At 66.3% G+C, this 17,973-nt stretch carries 19 protein-coding genes; 10 read left to right on the top strand and 9 right to left on the bottom strand.

Annotation, left to right across the window (positions count from 1 at the left end; translation table 11 throughout):
* Positions 1-199 precede the first annotated feature (199 nt).
* The 5 genes from D3869_RS30295 to D3869_RS30315 all read right to left on the bottom strand — a co-directional run bounded on the left by D3869_RS30295 (position 200) and on the right by D3869_RS30315 (position 5,207).
* Complete coding sequence (locus D3869_RS30295; protein WP_035684140.1) at positions 200-1,084, bottom strand: LysR family transcriptional regulator; 885 nt, start codon at positions 1,082-1,084, stop codon at positions 200-202.
* 75 nt (positions 1,085-1,159) lie between these two features.
* Positions 1,160-1,567, bottom strand: coding sequence for a PaaI family thioesterase (locus tag D3869_RS30300; RefSeq protein ID WP_137143340.1), 408 nt, complete (start codon positions 1,565-1,567; stop codon positions 1,160-1,162).
* A 22-nt stretch (positions 1,568-1,589) separates the two neighbouring features.
* Entirely contained in the window at positions 1,590-3,026 is a 1,437-nt protein-coding gene (locus D3869_RS30305) for an aldehyde dehydrogenase family protein (RefSeq protein WP_137143341.1), read from the bottom strand.
* A gap of 29 nt (positions 3,027-3,055) precedes the next feature.
* Positions 3,056-4,270, bottom strand: a complete 1,215-nt coding sequence (locus D3869_RS30310; protein WP_137143342.1) for a CaiB/BaiF CoA transferase family protein — start codon at positions 4,268-4,270, stop codon at positions 3,056-3,058.
* Between the two features lie 46 nt (positions 4,271-4,316).
* The gene (locus D3869_RS30315; RefSeq protein WP_059399761.1) at positions 4,317-5,207 is read right to left on the bottom strand and encodes an NAD(P)-dependent oxidoreductase; all 891 of its coding nucleotides are present in this window, start codon (positions 5,205-5,207) and stop codon (positions 4,317-4,319) included.
* Between the two features lie 292 nt (positions 5,208-5,499).
* On the opposite strand from D3869_RS30315, the gene D3869_RS30320 reads away from it, so the two are divergent.
* Positions 5,500-6,843: an MFS transporter gene (locus tag D3869_RS30320; protein WP_137143343.1), complete on the top strand. Its 1,344-nt coding sequence runs from the start codon at positions 5,500-5,502 to the stop codon at positions 6,841-6,843.
* A gap of 69 nt (positions 6,844-6,912) precedes the next feature.
* On the opposite strand, the gene gcvA (D3869_RS30325) is transcribed toward D3869_RS30320, so the two are convergent.
* The gene (gene gcvA, locus D3869_RS30325; protein ID WP_035684131.1) at positions 6,913-7,797 is read right to left on the bottom strand and encodes a transcriptional regulator GcvA; all 885 of its coding nucleotides are present in this window, start codon (positions 7,795-7,797) and stop codon (positions 6,913-6,915) included.
* Positions 7,798-8,059: 262 nt separating this feature from the next.
* On the opposite strand from gcvA (D3869_RS30325), the gene D3869_RS30330 reads away from it, so the two are divergent.
* The 6 genes from D3869_RS30330 to D3869_RS30355 all read left to right on the top strand — a co-directional run bounded on the left by D3869_RS30330 (position 8,060) and on the right by D3869_RS30355 (position 13,108).
* A complete protein-coding gene (locus D3869_RS30330; RefSeq protein ID WP_137143344.1) occupies positions 8,060-8,896 on the top strand; it encodes an oxidoreductase in 837 nt (278 codons plus the stop codon).
* 233 nt (positions 8,897-9,129) lie between these two features.
* Positions 9,130-9,534 carry a Zn-ribbon domain-containing OB-fold protein gene (locus D3869_RS30335; protein WP_137143345.1) on the top strand — a complete coding sequence of 135 codons (405 nt, stop codon included), beginning with the start codon at positions 9,130-9,132 and terminating at the stop codon, positions 9,532-9,534.
* Entirely contained in the window at positions 9,531-10,682 is a 1,152-nt protein-coding gene (locus tag D3869_RS30340; RefSeq protein WP_137143346.1) for a thiolase family protein, read from the top strand. The genes D3869_RS30335 and D3869_RS30340 overlap by 4 nt, the downstream gene beginning before the upstream one ends.
* 3 nt (positions 10,683-10,685) lie before the next feature.
* Positions 10,686-11,438, top strand: a complete 753-nt coding sequence (locus tag D3869_RS30345; RefSeq protein WP_137143347.1) for an SDR family oxidoreductase — start codon at positions 10,686-10,688, stop codon at positions 11,436-11,438.
* Between the two features lie 14 nt (positions 11,439-11,452).
* On the top strand, positions 11,453-12,256 hold the full coding sequence (locus D3869_RS30350) for an enoyl-CoA hydratase/isomerase family protein (RefSeq protein ID WP_137143348.1): 804 nt from the start codon (positions 11,453-11,455) through the stop codon (positions 12,254-12,256).
* 135 nt (positions 12,257-12,391) lie between these two features.
* Positions 12,392-13,108 (top strand): IS6 family transposase, encoded by a 717-nt coding sequence (locus D3869_RS30355; RefSeq protein ID WP_137143349.1) that lies wholly within the window; start codon positions 12,392-12,394, stop codon positions 13,106-13,108.
* A 373-nt stretch (positions 13,109-13,481) separates the two neighbouring features.
* Here the strand turns inward: D3869_RS30355 and D3869_RS30360 are convergent, their stop codons facing one another.
* Positions 13,482-13,718 carry a tautomerase family protein gene (locus tag D3869_RS30360; RefSeq protein WP_035681468.1) on the bottom strand — a complete coding sequence of 79 codons (237 nt, stop codon included), beginning with the start codon at positions 13,716-13,718 and terminating at the stop codon, positions 13,482-13,484.
* A gap of 40 nt (positions 13,719-13,758) precedes the next feature.
* Entirely contained in the window at positions 13,759-14,469 is a 711-nt protein-coding gene (locus tag D3869_RS30365) for an SDR family NAD(P)-dependent oxidoreductase (RefSeq protein WP_079285184.1), read from the bottom strand.
* 240 nt (positions 14,470-14,709) lie between these two features.
* Here D3869_RS30365 and gcvA (D3869_RS30370) point away from each other — a divergent pair, with 240 nt between their 5' ends.
* The gene (gene gcvA / locus D3869_RS30370) at positions 14,710-15,636 is read left to right on the top strand and encodes a transcriptional regulator GcvA (protein WP_137143350.1); all 927 of its coding nucleotides are present in this window, start codon (positions 14,710-14,712) and stop codon (positions 15,634-15,636) included.
* 10 nt (positions 15,637-15,646) lie between these two features.
* Here the strand turns inward: gcvA (D3869_RS30370) and D3869_RS30375 are convergent, their stop codons facing one another.
* A complete protein-coding gene (locus D3869_RS30375; protein WP_137143351.1) occupies positions 15,647-16,108 on the bottom strand; it encodes a MarR family winged helix-turn-helix transcriptional regulator in 462 nt (153 codons plus the stop codon).
* Between the two features lie 163 nt (positions 16,109-16,271).
* On the opposite strand from D3869_RS30375, the gene D3869_RS30380 reads away from it, so the two are divergent.
* On the top strand, positions 16,272-16,691 hold the full coding sequence (locus D3869_RS30380) for an organic hydroperoxide resistance protein (RefSeq protein ID WP_137143352.1): 420 nt from the start codon (positions 16,272-16,274) through the stop codon (positions 16,689-16,691).
* A gap of 149 nt (positions 16,692-16,840) precedes the next feature.
* Positions 16,841-17,890, top strand: a complete 1,050-nt coding sequence (locus tag D3869_RS30385) for an alpha/beta fold hydrolase (RefSeq protein ID WP_137143353.1) — start codon at positions 16,841-16,843, stop codon at positions 17,888-17,890.
* The last annotated feature ends 83 nt before the right edge of the window (positions 17,891-17,973 follow it).

A 17,973-nucleotide genomic window follows, 5' to 3' on the forward strand; every position in this document is an offset into this window, starting at 1 on the left:
GTCGGAATTACGCCAAATCTCTTGCTGCAAGAACCCACGCAGTCGAGCCGGCGTCTGTTCCGCGATTGATACGGCACGCTGTGCCTGAAAGCGGTTGTACGCCGTTCACGCCGGAGTCATAATCCGGAGATTTCTTTTTTCCTTGATGAGCTGGATTCAGCAGTGGTGATTGTTGCGATACCCCCGTCGGACCGGGGGATCAAGCTTTGATCGCCTCGATCAGAGCGCGCATCGCCGCCGATACATGGCGCCGGTTGGGATAGTACAGGTAAAGCCAATCCTCCGATGCGCACCAATCATCCAGACATTGGATCAATCGACCCGCCTCAATATGAGGGCGCGCGTAGCCTTCCCAGACATAGCCCAGGCACACACCGCCCAACACAGCCTCGATCATCAGTTCGTTGTCGTCGAGCGCCAGCGGCCCGCTCGGTTCGAAGACAACGCGCTCACCATCCTTTTCAAATTCCCAGGGATAGGAGATGCCGCTCGGGTACACATTCTGGATGCAGGTGTGCTGCCGCAGATCCTGCGGCAACTGCGGGAGGGGACGAGTTTCAAAATACTCGGGTGATCCCACGACGACGAGGCGCAGGCGCGGTCGCAGCTTTACACCGACCATGTCCTGCGAAATCGTTCCGCCCAGCCGGATGCCCGCGTCGAACCCGTCGTTGACGATGTCCACCATCCGGTCCGTCGCAATGACTTCGAGACGGAGCGCGGGATTGTTCCGGATCAGGGGGCCGATGACCTTGCCGAGGACGAATCGTCCGATGGAGTGCGGCACGTTGATGCGCACCGTTCCGAAGGGAGCATCGCGAAACTGGTTGAGGCTGTCTACGGCATCACGGATCTCCAGAAACGCCGGAGCCAGCCGCGCGTTCAGGAGATCGCCTGCGTCGGTCAACGACACGCTGCGCGTCGTGCGGTTCAGCAAGCGGACCCCGACGCGTTCCTCCAAGCTCGTCACCGCATGGCTGATCGCCGATGCGGTGACTCCGCGTTCCAGGCCGGCAAGCCGGAAATTCCGTGTCTTGGCCACGGAGACGAAGGCTGCCAGCTCAGACAGTTCGGACGCGCGCATTCCCAAATCCGTTCATCAGCGTCATGACCAACCCGACTCTAGCCGAGGCAGGCGGCCGACACCACGGATCAGAGATCAACGCGGCGCCATCCGCTTGAAGCTTCCCTGCGCCGTCGCAACGACCGAACCGTCGCCGGCATGGACCACTCCGTTTGCGAAATAGATGCGCCTTCCGCCCCCCGTGACCGTCCCGACGGCGCGCAAGCGACCACCCTCCACACGCGCCAGATAGTTCACCATCAAGGACAGCGTCACAGCTTGACCCTCGCCCACACCCTCGGCCACGCCGGTCCCGTCATGGAGGCCGGCATAGCCGCAGGCGGCATCAAGCATGGTCGCAAGAACTCCTCCTTGCAGGATGCCCTGTCGGTTGGTGTGGCGATGATCGACCACAAGGTCGAACTCCGCCATGCCCGGCTCCCATCGCGAGAGCGTGAGGCCGATCATGGTGAGGAATGCATTGTTGTGATGGTCGAGATTCATGACGCCTTCCAAAATCCGCCACCTACAGCTTGATGATGACCGACTTCAGCTGGGTGTAGTGCGACAGGGCGTCGATGCCCTGCTCACGCCCATAGCCGCTGTGCTTGAAGCCGCCGCAGGGCGTCTGGACGAAGCCGCCGCTATAGTCGTTGACGACGATGCGCCCGGCTTCGAGCCGTGCGGCAACGCGGTGGACACGCCCGACATCCCGGCTCCAGATACCTGCGGCCAGCCCGAAGTCGGACTCGTTCGCAATGCGCACCGCGTCGCCCTCGTCCTTGAACGGAATGACGCACACCACCGGGCCGAAGATCTCCTCGCGCGCGACGGTCATGTCATTGGTGACGCCGGTGTAAACCGTGGGCTCGATGTACCACCCGCCGCCCAGGCGGGGATCGTCGGCCACGCGGCCACCGATGGCGGGCGTCAGCCCGTCGCGCGCCGCGGCCTCGAAGTAGCTCTGGATCTTCAGGAACTGCGCGTGGGTGGTGATGGGACCGGACGTCGCGCCATGCTCGGGACCGACGCGCAGTTCGGCCACGGCCGTCAGCAGCTTGTCCACGAAGCGGTCATGGATGCTCTCCTGCACCAGAAGGCGCGTGCCCGCCGCGCACCACTGCCCGCTGTTCCAGGTGAAGGCGCGCGTCGAGCCGATGGCTGCGGCGTCGAGGTCGGCGTCGTCGAAGACGATGTTTGCCGACTTGCCGCCGAGTTCGAGCGTGAGCGGAAGAACGCGGTCCGCCGCGATGCGGCCGAGTTCCTGGCCAACGCGCACGCTGCCCGTGAAGGAGATCTTGCGCACCTCCGGATGGTTGGCCATCGCCGGGCCGATCACGCTGCCCCTGCCCACGATCACGTTGAGCACGCCGGGCGGCAGCCCGCCTTCCTCGACCGCGATGCGGGCCAACTCGACCAGCGAACCCGACGTGTGTTCGGACGGCTTGGCGGCGACCGTGTTGCCCGTCGCCAGCGCCGGCGCGATCGCCCGTGCCGCCTGATGAAGCGGGGCGTTCCAGGGCAGGATCACGCCAATCACGCCGAACGGATCGCGGCGGGTGTAGACGTGATGTCCGGGCCCGACATTGATCACCTCGCCGTCCATCACGTTGACGATGCCGCCGTAGAACTCGAAATACTGGGCGGTCAGGTCGATGAGCTGGGCCATCTCGATGCCCGGCTTGCCGGTCTCGCGGGATTCGATGGCGCCGAGCCGCTCTTCGTTGCGGCGGATTGCGCGCGCGGTCTCGACCAGGATGCGGCCGCGTTCGGACGGTCGCGTGTCGCGCCACGCGGCCAGTGCGTCCGACGCCGCAGCGACGGCCCGGTCGAGATCCTCGGGCGTGCTGTCGGCGACCCGCTGCATCCGGGCGCCGGTGCGCGGATCGAACTTGTCGAGATAGGCGCCCTTCAGCGGTGGCGCGGAGCGTCCCGCAATGTGGCTGTCGACGGTCGCAAGCATGGCTTCTGTCCTCCCATAATCTGTTCTTGTCATGGGGCCGTCCGCGGGTGCCGGGAGCCGATCACCTTGCGGTCGAGCAGTTCCGCGATGGCGCCGCGGGAAAATCCGAACGACGCGAGGATGTCGGCGGAATGCTCGCCGAGCGCGGGGGCGGGGGCGTGCGGCACCGCGTTGGACTCGCGACTGTTGATCGGGAAGCCGGGAACCTGGATCGTTCCCAAGGCAGGATGGCTCATCCCGGCGATCATGGCGTTGGCCGCCACCTGTGGATGCCCGACAAGGTCTGTGTAGTCGGCCACCCGTGTGCACAGGACGTCCACCTTGCGCAAGACGGCCAGCCAGTGTTCGCTCGGCTGCGCTTTGAAGAGTGGCCCGAGCGTGTCGCGCATCGCCTCCCGATTGGCGACCCGCGTTGCGGAGGTTTCGAACCTCTGGTCGTGGATCAGGTCGACGCGCCCCAGCACCTCGCACAGCCGGTCCCAGCGACCGCCATTGTAGGCCGCGACCATGATCCAGCCGTCAGCGGTCTCGAATGCCTCGTTGGGGGCCGAATAGGGCGCGGCGCTGCCCTGGCGCTTCGGCAGCACACCGTCCGCCAAGTAGCCGGCAATGGAGGGCTGCTGGAGTGCCAGGGCGGCGTTCAGCAGGTTGATGTCGAGCTGGCCGCCCTTGCCGTCGCGCCGGCGCTCCATCATCTTGGCCAGGATGCCGAGCGCCGCGACGTAGCCGGTGAACACGTCGACCACCGGCGCCTGGACCTTGCACGGTTCGCTCGCGGGCGTTCCGATGATGCTCATCAGGCCGCTGTCGGCCTGGATGATCCCATCGACACCGGGGCGCTCGGCGTAGGGACCGTCCTGTCCGTAGGCCGAGATCGACGCGTAGACGAGACCGGGGTTGTGCGCCGAAAGCACGTCGTAGCCGAGGCCGATGCGCTGCATCACGCCGGGCCGCATGCTCTCGACCAGCACGTCCGCCGTCCGGGCAAGGGTCCGGGCGACCTCGACTCCCTGCGGGGTCTTGAGGTCGAGCGACATCCCCAGTTTGTTGCGGTTGAAGGCGTGGTACAGCGCGCTGTCGTCCCCGATCCAGGCCGGGCCGAGTTGGCGGCCGAGTTCGCCTTGCGGCGGCTCGACCTTGATGACGCGGGCGCCCATGTCGGCCAGGAGCATCGTGCAGGTCGGACCCGCACCGATGTGCGTGAAATCGAGGACGGTCAGGCCGTCGAGAGCATGACGCATCATGGCGTGACTCCATTCATTCGGGGAACGGCGGCGGCCGCCTCTGGCGTCAGGAACGGGCGATCTCCGCTCCAGCGGCGCGCTCCAGCTCCTTCACGACGACCGTCATGTCGTCCTGTCCGCCACCATGGGCGTGGGCCAATTCGTAGAGTTGCTTGGCGAGCGCGCAGATCAGCATCGGCGCGCCGGCGGCCTCCGCCTCGGCCACGCACAGCCGCAGATCCTTGCGCATGAGTTCGAGTCGGAAGCCGAAGTCGAAACGCCGGTCGAGGATGCGGTCCGCGAGGATGCTCTCCGTGACGAAGCTGCGCGCCGTGCTGGCGTTGAGCATGTCGAGGATGGCGTCGGCGGACAGGCCGAAGCGGACCCCGAACAGGATCGCCTCGCTGGCCGCGACGAGGTTGGCGCCCACGATCATGTTGTTGATCAGCTTCAGCGCCTGCCCCTGGCCGACGCCCGTGCCGACATGGACGACGTGGCGGCCGAAGCTGCGGAAGACGGGGGCGAGCGCCTCGTAGGCCCAGGTCTCGCCGGACACCATGACGGACAGCGTGCCGGCCTGCGCGCCGGACACCCCACCGGCCAGCGGTGCGTCCAGGGCCGTGATTCCACGGCCCGCGAGCCGGTCCGCGATCTCGCGGGCGGCGCTCGGCCCCGTCGTCGAGTGGTCCACGCAGATCCGGACCTTGCTCCCCTCGATCACGCCGCCGGGGCCGAGCACGACCTGCCGGACGATGTCCGGTGTCGGAAGGCAGACCAGCACCGCCTCCGCCGCATGGCCGACCGCCGCCGCCGACGGGCAGACCGTCGCGCCGAGCGCCGCCGCGGCTTCAAGGGCGGCGGGGTTGGTGTCGAAGACGTGCAGGTCCTGGCCGGCCTTCGCGAGATGGCGCACCATTGGGGCGCCCATCGCGCCAAGCCCGATGAAACCGATCGCCATGCCTTCCTCCCGTCTGTTGAAGCGACCGCCGGGTCGCCTTGAATTGCCGACCACGCTGCGGCACGACGGTTCGCCGGGCAAATGAGTTTCCGGCCGCGGTCCGTTGACCTGAACTCAACGACATGGGGCGCAACGGATAAGAGAAAGCGCCCAGACCGACAGCCTCTGTTGACCTGAGGTCAACAGCGCCCTGCGAAAAGCTCGCTTATTGTTGGATGACCGAACATTCACCCTCTCCCCATCGGCGCGGCTGGTCGCCGCATCGTCAGCAACGCTTGGGGAGGAAAAGGAAATGGAACGGTTGGAGGCGGCGCGTGCGCCGAATTCCGCAGCGATCTTCGCGTCATCGGACGACGCCGTCGTCCGGCGGCTGACCGCCGCTCAGAAGAAGGCGATCATCGCCGCAACGGCGGGCACGATCGTCGAATACACGGACTGGGTGATCTATGCGATTTTCGCGTCGATCCTCGCGAACAAGTTCTTTCCGGCGGGCAACTCCTTCACCGCCCTTCTTTCGGTTTTCGCCATCTTCGCGGTCGGCTTCATCATGAGGCCGGTCGGCGGCGCGGTCCTCGGCGCCTTTGCTGACCGCCACGGCCGCAAGAAGGGCCTGACCCTGTCCATCCTGCTCATGTCGGGCGCGTCCTTCGTGATCGGCGTCTGCCCAACCTACGACCAGATCGGTCTGGCCGCCCCGATCATCCTCGTGCTGGCGCGCCTGACGCAGGGATTCTCGGCCGGTGGGGAATTCGGCTCCGCCTCCACCTTCCTGATCGAATCCGCGCCCGCGGACCGGCGGGCCTTCGCCGGGTCCTGGCAATGGTTCGCCATCAACGCGGGCACGCTGATCTCCTTCGTGCTCGCCTTCTCCTTCACGGTCATCGGGAGCGACGGGGGGCTGTCGTCCTGGGGATGGCGCGCCGCCTTCATCATTGCCGGCCTGCTGGGCCTGGTCACGCTGTGGATTCGCCTCTCCGTCGGTGAGACCGAGGTCTTCAAGAAGCGAGCGGCCACGGAGGGCGTCCAACGGCACCCGATGGTTGACGTGTTCCGCAAGCATCCGCGCGACGCCCTCCGCGTCATCGGCATCGCCATGGCCGGCAATCTGCTCAACTATGTGTGGATGGTGAATTACCCGAGCCACGCGCACCTCGTCACCGGCCTGCCGATGAGCCAGACGCTCCTGGCGGGCATCGTTTCGGTCACCGTGTCGCTCGTCCTGATCCCCTTCGTCGGCATGCTTGCCGACCGGATCGGGCGGCGCCCGGTGCTGATTGCCTTCGCCTTCAGCTCCGCCCTCTACGCTTGGCCGAGCCTCGCTCTGCTCTCCCCGGCCACCAGCTTTCCCGAACTCGTGGCGATCCAGACGGTCGCCATGGTGCTCATGACCGGCTTCGCCGGGGCCGGGGCCGTCACGATGGCCGAGCAATTTCCAACCGAAGTGCGGGTCACCGGCATTGCGCTGCCCTATGCCCTGTCCGTCACGCTGTTCGGCGGAACCGCGCCCTACCTGATCACGGCCATGGGCGGCTGGGGATACGGCCACCTCGTGTGGATTTACCTCGCGGCCATCAGTGTGATCGGCGGGATCGTCTACACGCTCATGCCGGAAACCAAGGGAAAGCCGCTGCCCTGACCGGTTCTCTCCCCGAGGGGCGGCTGGCGGATGCCCGTCAGCCGCCCTTTGGCACGTCCTGGCCGACGCTTACGTCCGGGTTTGCGCCAAAAGCCACTCCCGGAACCGGCGGAAAGCCGGGTTGCGCATCCGGTTGCGGGGATAGATGAAGTAATAGGTGAACTCCCCGCGGTCGAGCGGCGGCCCGAAGGGCTGCACCAGACGGCGGGCACGCAGATCCTCGGCGAACAGCGCCTTCTGCGCGATCATGACGCCTTGGCCTTCCAAGGCCGCCTGATAGGCGAGCGTGGAACTCGCGTATTTCGGCCCGGCATAGGGATCGATGCCTTCGGCGCCCGCCGCTTCCAACCAGTAGCGCCAGTCGTCGAGCCGCACCAGCGAGTGAAGCAGCGTCTGACCCGCAAGGTCGCCGACCCTTTTCAAACCCGCGTGCCGCCGCAGGGCGGGGCTGCACAACGGCACCAGTTCGTTCGCGATGAGCCGGTCCACCTCGACGCCGGGCCAGTTGCCGTCCCCCAGCCGGATGGCGCCGTCGACGTTTTCCCGGTCGAAATCCACCGCCTCCACGGAAGTCGTGAGGCGCACCTCTGTGGTCCTGTTGTCCGCATGGAACGACGATAGGCGTGGAATCAGCCATTTGACCGCGAAGGTCGTGTAGGCGCGGATTCGGACGACCTCGATGGTCGTCTGGCCGGTGAGCTTCCGGGTGGCCTCGCGGATGCCGTCGAAATGCAGCGTGATCGCCGCCAGATACTGCTCCCCCTCGGGCGTCAGGACGATTTCCCGCGGTTCCCGGCGGAAGAGCGGCGTGCCGAGATGGCTTTCCAGGCTCTGCACCTGACGGCTCACCGCACCCGGCGTGACGGACAGTTCATCCGCAGCCTTGCGGATGCTCCTGAGCCGGCCGGCGGCTTCGAAGGCGCGCAACGGGTTGAGAGGGGGAAGCCGATCCATGGCATTAGGATTGATCCGCTGTTGAGCTTTGGTCAACGGTGAATTCGGACCCGTTCGGGGCGCTCCACCGCACTCCATTGCTGAACGCCGTGCAACAGCCTGTGAAAAGGGCGGCGGATTGTTCGGGCCGGCGCCGGGGCGTAGCTTTTCCTCACCACGCCGGACCGGCGGGGCCAGGAGAAACGGACGGGCTTTCATCCCCGGCCGCTCCGTCACAAAGACGACCCTTCGTTCCATTGTTCCTGAGAAGAGGAGACGCTCCATGCGTGTGTGGTTCATCACGGGTGCTTCCCGCGGTTTCGGTTCGCTCATCGCTGCCGAAGCCCTCGCCGCCGGCGATGCGGTCGTCGCGACTGCCCGCAATCCGAAGGCGGTCACCGAGCGGATCGGCGATCATCCCAACCTGCTCCCCGTGGCGCTCGATGTGACGGACGAGGCTCAAGCCCAGGCGGCAGCCGCGGCGGCTGTGGAACGCTTCGGTCGGATCGACGTGCTGGTCAACAACGCCGGTTACGGCCTGCTCGGCGCGGTCGAGGAGTCGAGCGGTCCCGAAGTCGAGAAGATCTTCGCGACCAACGTCTTCGGCCTTCTCGCCGTAACCCGGGCCGTGCTGCCGCACATGCGGCGCCAGCGTTCGGGCCATGTCATCAACATCTCGTCCATCGGCGGCTATGGGGCTTTCGTCGGCTGGGGCGTCTACGGTTCCACCAAGTTTGCGGTGGAAGGCATCACCGAGGCGCTCGCCGCCGAACTGGCCCCCCTCGGCGTCAAGGCGACCGTCGTGGAGCCGGGCTTCTTCCGCACCGATTTCCTGGACGGGCAATCGCTGGCGGTGAGCGCTGAAATCGCCGACTACGCCGAGACGGTGGGAGCCATGCGCCGTTTCGCGGCGGACGCTAACCACGCCCAGCCCGGCGATCCCACCAAGTTCGCCAAGGCGATGCTCACGCTCGCCGGTGCCGAGAATCAGCCGGTGCGGCTGGCGGTGGGCAGCGACACGGTGGCCCACATCGAGCGCAAGAACGCGACGGTCGCAAGGGAACTCGATGCGTGGCGGGAGCTTTCGCTGTCGACCGACTTTCCGGTGTCCGCCGCGTAACGCCTCCCGCATCGCAAGCGCATATCGTCTTCTGAACGAAGGACCGTGGCTGCCGGGTTTTCCCGGCAACCACGGTCCTTTTCGTCGTTCCGCCCGCCTGTCGGCAACCGGCCTTCCTGTTGAGTTTTGCTCAACCATGCTTGCCGCATTGTCGTTCTGAATGCCGGGCTTTCCTCACCTATCCTCTCACCATCGCAGCGCTGCGCTGCGCATCCAAAGGAAGGGGAGGACCCATGGAAGGGCCGAACGGAGAGAACCCGCATCCGGAGCCGTCCTGGCTCGACCGGAGCAACGGCGCGCCCCGGCTGGCCGCCTCACGCCACCGGGAAACGGGCCGCTGCGTGTTTCCGCGCGTGCCGGCCACGTCGCCGGCCGCGCCGCGCTACGAGCCGGTCACCTTGTCGTCCCATGCCCGGCTCTACAGCCACACCGTCATCCACCCCAACCCGAAGACCGGCCAGGCTCCGTTCGCTCTCGTCTATGCGGATTTTCCGGAAGAGGTCCGGGTTTTCGGCCGGCTCGACCTGCCGGAGGGTGAGCGCCCGTCCATCGGAGCGCGGCTGGAAGCCGTCATCGACGAGTCCGCGGACGGCAACGCCCGCTATGTGTTCGTTCCCGCAGAGGAGGCCGTTCCATGAGCCGCGACGTCTACATTGCCGGGGCCGCGATGACACCGTTCGGGCGCCATGACGCCCGATCCATGCAGGATCTGGCGCAGGCCGCCGTGCTGGGGGCGCTTGCCGACGCTGGTGCGGACCCGAACCGCATCCAGGCCTTCTACAACGCCAACGTCTATGGCGGCATGGTGCTGGGGCAGGTGCTGATGCGCGATCTCGGCATCACGGGGCCGGCGCTCTACAACGTGGAGAACGCCTGCGCCAGCGGTGCTACCGCCGTGCATCTCGCCTGCCAAGCGCTGCGCCTTGGCCTGTATGACACCGTCCTCGTCTGGGGTGTGGAGCAACTGACCCGGCTGGGTGGCGGCACCATCCCCCTCCAGCGCAACGACTACAAGACGGAGCTTTACGCGGCACAGGGCATGACGCTGCCCACGGTCTATGCCATGCGCGGCAGCCGCTATCTTCATGAACGCCGGGAGACGCCGGAAATCCTCGCCCGCATCGCCGTGAAGAACCGCGCCCACGGCGCGCGCAACCCCTACGCCCAGCAGCGCAAGGAGGTCACGGTTGAGGAGGTGCTGAATTCCCGCCCCGTCGCGGAGCCGCTGACGCTGCTGCAATGCTGCCCGTCGCAGGTCGATGGGGCCGCCGCCCTCGTGCTGACGACGGTGAAGCCGGCATCCTCCCGGCGCCCGGTGCGTGTTCTCGGCTCCGCCGTCCAGTCCGGCCATCTCGAAGAGGGCTGCGACGACATCCTTGACGCGGAAATCACCGCCCGCACGGCGCGCCTCGCCTATGAGGAGGCTGGTGTCGGCCCGCGGGACGTCGGTGTCGTCGAGCTGCACGACGCCTTCACCATTGCCGAACTTCTCTATTACGAAGCGCTCGGCCTCTGCGAGAAGGGCGGGAGCGCCGATATGCTGCGGCGTGGGGACACCGCGCTCGGTGGCCGCGTTCCCGTCAATCCGAGCGGCGGCCTGCTCGCTAAGGGTCATCCGCTGGGCGCCACCGGCGTCGCGCAGATGGTGGAGATCGCTTGGCAGCTTCAGGGCCGTGCCGACGGGCGTCAGGTCGAAGGGGCCCGCATCGGTCTGACGCAATGCACCGGTGGCGGAATCGCCGGCGTCGACCATGCGGCGTCCTCTGTCCATATTCTGGGGGTGTGAGCCATGGAAGCGCGGGATATCGTCGTCGTCACGGGCGGAGCCCGTGGCATCGGCTTCGGCATCGCCCGCCTCATGGCGAGCAGGGGTTACGACGTCGCTCTGTTCGACCGTGACCGGGCGGCACTGGACGAGGCGGCCGCCATACTGCGCGACAGCAGCGGTGCGCGGGCAGTCCCGGTCGCCGTGGACGTCACCAGCCGCATCGAGGTCGAAGAGGCCGTCGCCGCGGTCGCGGCGGAGTTCGGCCGCATCGACGTGCTGGTCAACAATGCCGGCATCGTCCGTGACAAGCGGCTTTTTGCCATGGAGGAAGAGGATTGGGACGCCGTGGTGGCGACCAATCTCAAATCGCAGTTCCTCACCTGCAAGGCGGTCCTGCCCGGCATGGTCGAGCGCGGCTATGGCCGGATCGTCAACATCTCGTCGCGCGCCTGGCTCGGCGGCTTCGGTCAGGCGAATTATTCGGCAGCCAAAGGTGGTGTGGTCAGCCTCACACGCAGCCTGGCGGTCGAGTTCGCTGCAAAGGGTGTCACCGTAAACGCCATCGCTCCAGGCATCGTCGATACGCCCTTGTTCCGCACGTTCAGGGAGGATGTGCAGGAGCGCTTGAAGACGAGCGTTCCCGTGCAGCGGATCGGCACACCGGAGGACATTGCCCAGGTGGTTCTGTTCTTCGCGGCGCGCACGAATTCCTACATCACTGGCCAGCTTCTCTACGTGTGCGGTGGCCGGTCGCTCTCAAGCCCCAGCGTCTGAACGAGAGGTGCGCCATGACCATCACCAGCAACGTCGAGGATCGGATTGGCACAATCACGATCGACCGCGCCGAAAAGCTCAACGCCCTCGACCCGGAGCATCTGCGGGCGCTGCGGCGGCATCTGGCCGGCCTTTCGTCCGATCCGTCCGTGAACGTCATCGTGATCACCGGTGCGGGCGGTCGGGCCTTTTGTGTCGGCGCCGATCTCACTTCCGCTCCGACCAGCGATGCGGGCGTCGCCGAGGCCTTTCCCATGGATCTGGAACAGTCAGGCGAGAACGGGCTCTACATCCGCCTGTTCGACCTCTCCGGCCTGCAGATCCGTAAGCCGTTGATTGCAGCCGTCGACGGATACTGCCTTGGCGGAGGACTGGAACTGGCTCTGCAATGCGACCTCGTTGTCGCATCGGGCAAGGCATCTTTCGGTCTGCCCGAGGTGGCGGTGGCGAGCGTGCCCGGAGGAGGCGGAGCGACCAACCTGATGCGGGCCATCCCTCGCGCCGTCGCGATGCGGATGCTGCTGACCGGCGAGCGCATCGATGCGCAACGGGCGCTCGCCATCGGCCTTGTCAGCGACGTCTGGCCCGCGGAACGTTTTGCTGACGAGACCAATGCGCTCGCACGCCGTATCGCCGACAATGGCCCGCTGGCGGTTCAAATGATCAAGATGCTGGCCAGTCAAACCACGACGTTGCCAAGTCTTCAGGCGTTCCAACTGACGGAACTGGCCTGGAGCCTGCTGCGCGACACGGCTGACCGCCGCGAGGGGCGGCAGGCCTTTGCCGAAAAACGTAAGCCGGTTTACATTGGCCGCTGATGGTTTGGGATGGTGCCGGAAACTTGTAATCTCTCCGGTTTCCGGTGCAGTCGTGATGAGCAGACCGCCGCGGGGCACCGTCAATTTGGCGTTGGACGGGTTGCGGGATCGGGCGAAGGCGGGATATGGAGCGGCATGACGACCCGCGCCGACCACCGCTATACTGGTTACCGCTACCCCGCCGAGGTCATCGCGACGGCGGTCTGGCTGTCCTTCCGCTTTCCCCTGAGCCTGCGGATGGTCGAGGAGATGCTGGCAGCGCGCGGCATCCTCGTCAGTTATGAGACGGTGCGGCAGTGGGGCCTGAAGTTCGGCCGCGACATCGCCGACCAACTGCGCCGACGTGCTCCCCAGCGCGGCGACAAGTGGCACCTCGACGAGGTTGTCCTGACCATCGCTGGCAAGAAGCTGTATCTCTGGCGGGGCGTCGACCGCGATGGCTTCGTGCTCGATGTGCTGGTGCAGAGCCGGCGCAATGCCAAGGCGGCCAAGCACCTGCTCCGCAAATTGCTGAAAAAGCAGGGCCGCGCGCCGCGAGTGCTGGTGACCGATAAGCTGAAGTCCTACGCCGCGGCCAAGCGGACCATCATGCCGGGGGTGGAGCACCGTCAGCACAAGGGGCTCAACAACCGCGCCGAGAACTCTCACCAACCGACCCGACGACGGGAACGCCAGATGAAGCGCTTCAAGTCACCCCGCCAAGTGCAGCGCTTCCTCTCTATCCACGACCCGATCAACAACCTTTTTCATCTCCGCCGCGACAGCCGTCCCGCCTCCGACTACCGCACCGCCCGAGCCCAGGCCTTCGCCACCTGGGCCGAGGTCGTCGGCGCGCCGCTGGTTGCTGCGTGATCGCCCGGTCCCGGGGCGTCCATAGGTAACCCGTGCCCTCGAGAACCGCCAGGATCAACAAGTTGACAGTGCCGGCTGCCGCGCTTACGCAGACTGGCCTCATAGGCCGCCCAATTCGTCACACGGTACTTGGCGCGGGGGAATTGGTGGCGGTGGGCGGAGTGGTGTTTGAACGGCATCGGTCAACGGGGCGGCAGGCATCAACGGGCCACGCCTTCTACGCCGAGCCATAGGCCGCCACCACCCCCATCCACGCACCACGCTGGCGGGCGTACGAGATCGGCGTCATCCGAGAACGGTAACCTCATTGCCAACTGGCCGCCACCGTTCTCGTGACAACACCTCTTTTCGTGGTTGACCTCCGGGCGGCGGTTCAGGACGTCTTGCCTGCCGTCTGACGCCGGTATTCCTCAACCGGCAACCCGCCCATGCCCCAGTTCTCCATAGGAACCTCGTCGATCACGACGAAGGTCGCCGCGTGCGGCTTTTTCAGCACCTCGAACAACAGATCGCTGACACCCTTGATCAGGGCCGCCTTCTGCTCCGGCGTCGCACCGGTTGCACCGGGGCTCGTACCCTCACGGGTGATCTGGATGTTCACGTACGGCATCGGGTGCTCCTTTCTGATTGTTGGCGTTACCGCCAGGGCCTTACCAGCGACCGGCATGCTGGCCGCCATCGACGTGCAGCGTTTCGCCGGTGACGAAGTTGGCGGAGTCGAGGAAGAGCACCGCGTCCACGATGTCCTGAATGTCGCCCAGGCGGCCGACCGGGTGCAGAGCGGCCAGGAACTCGTGCGTTTCCGGGGCGTGCATTGGCGTCTTGATGATGCCCGGCGACACCGCGTTCACGCGGATGCCCTTGCCGGCGTATTCGATGGCGAGCGAGCGGACCACCGCGTCCAAGCCGCCCTTGGTCAGGGAAGCCAGCGCCGCGGGCACGCTGGCCAGCGGCTGTTCCACCAGCGTGGTGGTGATGTTGACGATGTGCCCGCTGCCCTGGTTCAGCATCTGCGCCGCGGCCAGCTGGGACACATGGAAGAAGCCGGTCAGGTTGGTGGCGACGACCGCCGCGTAGTCGGCCGCGGTGTATTCGGTGAAGGGCTTGGCGATGAAGATGCCGGCGTTGTTGACCAGCGTGTCGATGCGCCCGAAGCGTTCGCGGGCGGTCTCCACCAGGCGCTTGGCGGTGTCCGGGTCGGCGACGTCGCCGCCGACGGTCACGACGTTCGGGTCGTCGCTGGCCTTGATGGAGCGGGAGTTGGCGACGACGGCGAAACCGCGCTGGCGGAAGCCCGCCACCAGACCCGCACCGATGCCCTGCGACGCGCCGGTGATCAGCGCAACCTTCTGCGTGCTCATGATGGTTCCTTTGGGTTCGGACAAGGGTCGTGTGTGGATGGCCCGCCACTCGCGGGTCGCTTCACGCCCCTTGGCGTGGGTTAAAACGATGAGAAATTCTGTCGTGAGGCGGGAGCCGGAGGACCGTCGGAACTTGCGAGCGCCCTGTCTTTCCGCCCCGCTTTCCCGTTGAAAAATGCCGCAGGGCGCGTAGAACGGCAAACGAGCTTTCCTCATCGAATCGACAAGGTGGATTTGTCGATGTCGCGACCGTTGCTGCCCCTCAGCGGGTTCCGCGCCTTCGAGGCCGCCGCCCGCCACCTCAGCTTCGCCCGCGCCGCGGACGAACTGCGCGTCACCCCGGCGGCGATCAGCCATCAGGTGCGGACGCTGGAGGATTATCTCGGCGTGCCGCTGTTCCGACGCAGCGGCCGGCGCGTGCTGCTGACGGAGGCGGGGCAGATCCTGCTGCCGGACCTGCGGCGCAGCTTCGACCTGATGGAGGCCGCCATGGGGCAGGTCAAGCGGCTGGCCGCGGGCGGCATCCTGACGGTCAGCATGTCGCCGTCCTTCGCGGCCAAATGGCTGATGCCGCGCATCGAGCATTTTCGGACGCGCCACCCCGACATCGACCTGCGCATCGACGCAGACGTGCGGCTGGTGGATTTTTCCGCCAACGAGGTGGACATCGTCATCCGCTATGGCCCCGGCTCCTACCCCGGCCTGAAAAGCGTGCTGCTCTTCGAGGAGGAGCTGTTTCCGGTGTGCAGCCCCCGGCTGCTGTCCGGCGCCGTTCCGTTGCGGAGCATCGCCGACCTGCGGCAACACACGCTGCTGCACGACGAAACGATCAATTTCGCGGGACCGATCCCGTCATGGCGGGTCTGGCTGCAAACGGTCGGGCTGGAGCAGGCCGTCGACCTCAACCGGGGGCTGCGCTTCAATTCCTCGGTGACGGCGACCCAGGCGGCCGTCGATGGGCATGGGGTGCTGCTGGGGCGCAGCCTGATCGTGGCCGACGATCTCTCGGCCGGGCGGCTGGTCCGCCCCTTTGCGGAGTCCTGCCCGGCGGGGTTCGGCTATTACCTCGTGCATCCGCCCCAGGTCGCGTCGCGAGCGAACGTCCGCGCCTTCGTCGACTGGATCATTGAAGAAGCGGCCGGGGAGGGAACCGGCGGAGAGGGATGACGGGCTGCCGTCACCCCCCTTTGCTCACCTCCAGCAATGTGTCGCGCAGGTTCGCGACGGCCTTTTGCAGCTTCGCAAACTCATCGGGCGGCAGGCCGGTCTGCTTGACGAGGGTCATGTTCAGGCCCTTCTCGCGCAGGCGGCGGCCGGCGTCGGTGAGGCCCACCCGGACCTGACGTTCATCCTCCGGATCGCGCTGCCGGGTGACGTAGCCCATCGCCTCCAGCTTCTTGAGGATCGGCGTGAGCGTGTTGGACTCCAGGAACAGCTTTTCGCCAAGCCCCCGGACCGTCTGGTTGTCTTCCTCCCACAGCGCCACGACGGTGATGTACTGGAGATAGGTGAGGCCGAGTTCCTCAAGGATTGGCCGGTAGGCCCGCCCGAAAGCGAGGTTGGCCGAATAGACCGCGAAGCACAGGAAATCGGCCAGTCTGGGGCTCGCCGGGTCGTCTGGAGTCAGTGGGGGAGTCATCGTCATCCTCTCCGGCACACGAAAATGTGAAGGGCCTGGAGCCAATATAACTCGCATCCGATGAAATCGGAAGGTTGACTCTCCCGCGTTCCCCGCATAGATTCAAATCGTATCCGATGCGATCGGATACGTTATAAAAAGCTTCCCCAGCAAGGACCCCACCATGCCCCAGCTGACCAAAGTGATTTACACCGGCCGGACCCACACCTCTGCCGGAGGACGGGACGGCACTGCCCGCAGTGACGACGGCCGCCTGAACATCGCCCTGTCCTCCCCCGGTTCGTCGGGTGGCGGCACCAACCCGGAGCAGCTGTTCGCCGCCGGCTGGTCGGCGTGCTTCATCGGCGCCATGAACATTGCCGCCCAGAAGATGCAGATCACGCTTCCGGCCGACCTCGCGGTCAACGCGGAAGTGGATCTCGGCACCACCGGCGCCGGCTACGGCCTCGCGGCCCGTCTCAACGTCAGCCTGCCGGGGCTCGACCGCGAAACCGCCGAAACCGTGGTGCAGACCGCGCACGGAACCTGCCCCTATTCCCTGGCGACGCGCGGCAACATCGACGTCACGATCACCGTCGTCTAAGAACGCGCGCCCCGGTCCAGGATCGGAGGCGGTCAAATCGGAACGCTGCCGCGTGAAGCGATCCGCAGATAAAAATCGCATCCGATTTGATCGCTTCCGCTTCCATGGGTCTCTCAGCCCCATTGCTCCATCCCGCCGGAGACAGACAGATGCCCGAGGCCATCAACCGTGACCGCCGCCGTTTTCTGGGCACCGCGGCCATGACTCTTGCCGCAACGCAGATCGGCCTTTCCGGGCCAGCCACCGCACAGGCCGCCGAAGCGAAGCCGACGGCGCGCCCCATCAAGCCGGGAACGGACACGCCGTTCGGTCCGCTGAAGCAGATCGACGCGGGCGTCCTGAATGTCGGCTATGTGGACGCCGGCCCTGCCGATGGCCCCGTGGTCGTCCTGCTGCACGGCTGGCCCTACGACATCCACAGCTTCGTCGATGTCGCGCCCGCGCTGGCATCGGCGGGCCACCGGGTGATCGTGCCCTACCTGCGCGGCTATGGCACGACGCGGTTTCTGTCCGGCGAGACCTTCCGCAACGGCCAGCCGTCGGCGCTCGCCCTCGACACCATCGCATTGATGGACGCCCTCAAGATCGAGAAGGCGACGCTCGCCGGCTTCGATTGGGGGGCGCGGACCGCCAACATCGTCGCGGCGCTTTGGCCGGAGCGGACCAAGGCCATGGTGTCGGTCAGCGGCTACCTCATCGGCAACCAGGAGGCCGGCAAGAAGCCGTTGCCACCGACGGCCGAACTCGAATGGTGGTATCAGTTCTATTTCGCCACAGACCGCGGCCAGGCCGGCTATGACCGGTACCGGCACGACTTTGCCAAGCTCATCTGGCGGCTCGCCTCGCCGAAGTGGGAGTTCGACGACGCCACGTTCGACCGCTCCGCGGTGGCCTTCGACAACCCCGACCACGTCGCCATCGTCATCCACAATTACCGCTGGCGGCTTGGCCTGGCTCAGGGCGAACCGAAGTATGACGAACTGGAAAAGCGGCTTGCCGCAGCTCCGGTGATCGCCGTGCCGACCATCACCATGGAAGGCGACGCCAACGGCGCCCCCCACCCGGACGCCAGCGCCTACGCCAAGAAATTCTCGGGCAAATACGCGCACCGGCTCATCGCCGGCGGCACCGGCCACAACCTGCCCCAGGAAGCCCCGCAGGCCTTCGTGGACGCGGTCGTCGACGTTATCAAGTTCTGACCGGTTCCGGCGCACGCATTCCCCCAGCCACCCCCCTTCGCCGGAGGCGAGCGGCGCAGGCTGCCGCTCCGCCCCAAGGAAAC

It is taken from the genome of Azospirillum brasilense (assembly GCF_005222205.1).
GTDB lineage: Bacteria > Pseudomonadota > Alphaproteobacteria > Azospirillales > Azospirillaceae > Azospirillum > Azospirillum brasilense_G.

Coding starts and splice junctions, on each gene's coding strand:
- D3869_RS30295 (WP_035684140.1), bottom strand. CDS start 1,084: ATGCGCGCGTCCGAACTGTCTGAGCTGGCAGCCTTCGTCTCCGTGGCC.
- D3869_RS30300 (WP_137143340.1), bottom strand. CDS start 1,567: ATGAATCTCGACCATCACAACAATGCATTCCTCACCATGATCGGCCTC.
- D3869_RS30305 (WP_137143341.1), bottom strand. CDS start 3,026: ATGCTTGCGACCGTCGACAGCCACATTGCGGGACGCTCCGCGCCACCG.
- D3869_RS30310 (WP_137143342.1), bottom strand. CDS start 4,270: ATGATGCGTCATGCTCTCGACGGCCTGACCGTCCTCGATTTCACGCAC.
- D3869_RS30315 (WP_059399761.1), bottom strand. CDS start 5,207: ATGGCGATCGGTTTCATCGGGCTTGGCGCGATGGGCGCCCCAATGGTG.
- D3869_RS30320 (WP_137143343.1), top strand. CDS start 5,500: ATGGAACGGTTGGAGGCGGCGCGTGCGCCGAATTCCGCAGCGATCTTC.
- gcvA (WP_035684131.1), bottom strand. CDS start 7,797: ATGGATCGGCTTCCCCCTCTCAACCCGTTGCGCGCCTTCGAAGCCGCC.
- D3869_RS30330 (WP_137143344.1), top strand. CDS start 8,060: ATGCGTGTGTGGTTCATCACGGGTGCTTCCCGCGGTTTCGGTTCGCTC.
- D3869_RS30335 (WP_137143345.1), top strand. CDS start 9,130: ATGGAAGGGCCGAACGGAGAGAACCCGCATCCGGAGCCGTCCTGGCTC.
- D3869_RS30340 (WP_137143346.1), top strand. CDS start 9,531: ATGAGCCGCGACGTCTACATTGCCGGGGCCGCGATGACACCGTTCGGG.
- D3869_RS30345 (WP_137143347.1), top strand. CDS start 10,686: ATGGAAGCGCGGGATATCGTCGTCGTCACGGGCGGAGCCCGTGGCATC.
- D3869_RS30350 (WP_137143348.1), top strand. CDS start 11,453: ATGACCATCACCAGCAACGTCGAGGATCGGATTGGCACAATCACGATC.
- D3869_RS30355 (WP_137143349.1), top strand. CDS start 12,392: ATGACGACCCGCGCCGACCACCGCTATACTGGTTACCGCTACCCCGCC.
- D3869_RS30360 (WP_035681468.1), bottom strand. CDS start 13,718: ATGCCGTACGTGAACATCCAGATCACCCGTGAGGGTACGAGCCCCGGT.
- D3869_RS30365 (WP_079285184.1), bottom strand. CDS start 14,469: ATGAGCACGCAGAAGGTTGCGCTGATCACCGGCGCGTCGCAGGGCATC.
- gcvA (WP_137143350.1), top strand. CDS start 14,710: ATGTCGCGACCGTTGCTGCCCCTCAGCGGGTTCCGCGCCTTCGAGGCC.
- D3869_RS30375 (WP_137143351.1), bottom strand. CDS start 16,108: ATGACTCCCCCACTGACTCCAGACGACCCGGCGAGCCCCAGACTGGCC.
- D3869_RS30380 (WP_137143352.1), top strand. CDS start 16,272: ATGCCCCAGCTGACCAAAGTGATTTACACCGGCCGGACCCACACCTCT.
- D3869_RS30385 (WP_137143353.1), top strand. CDS start 16,841: ATGCCCGAGGCCATCAACCGTGACCGCCGCCGTTTTCTGGGCACCGCG.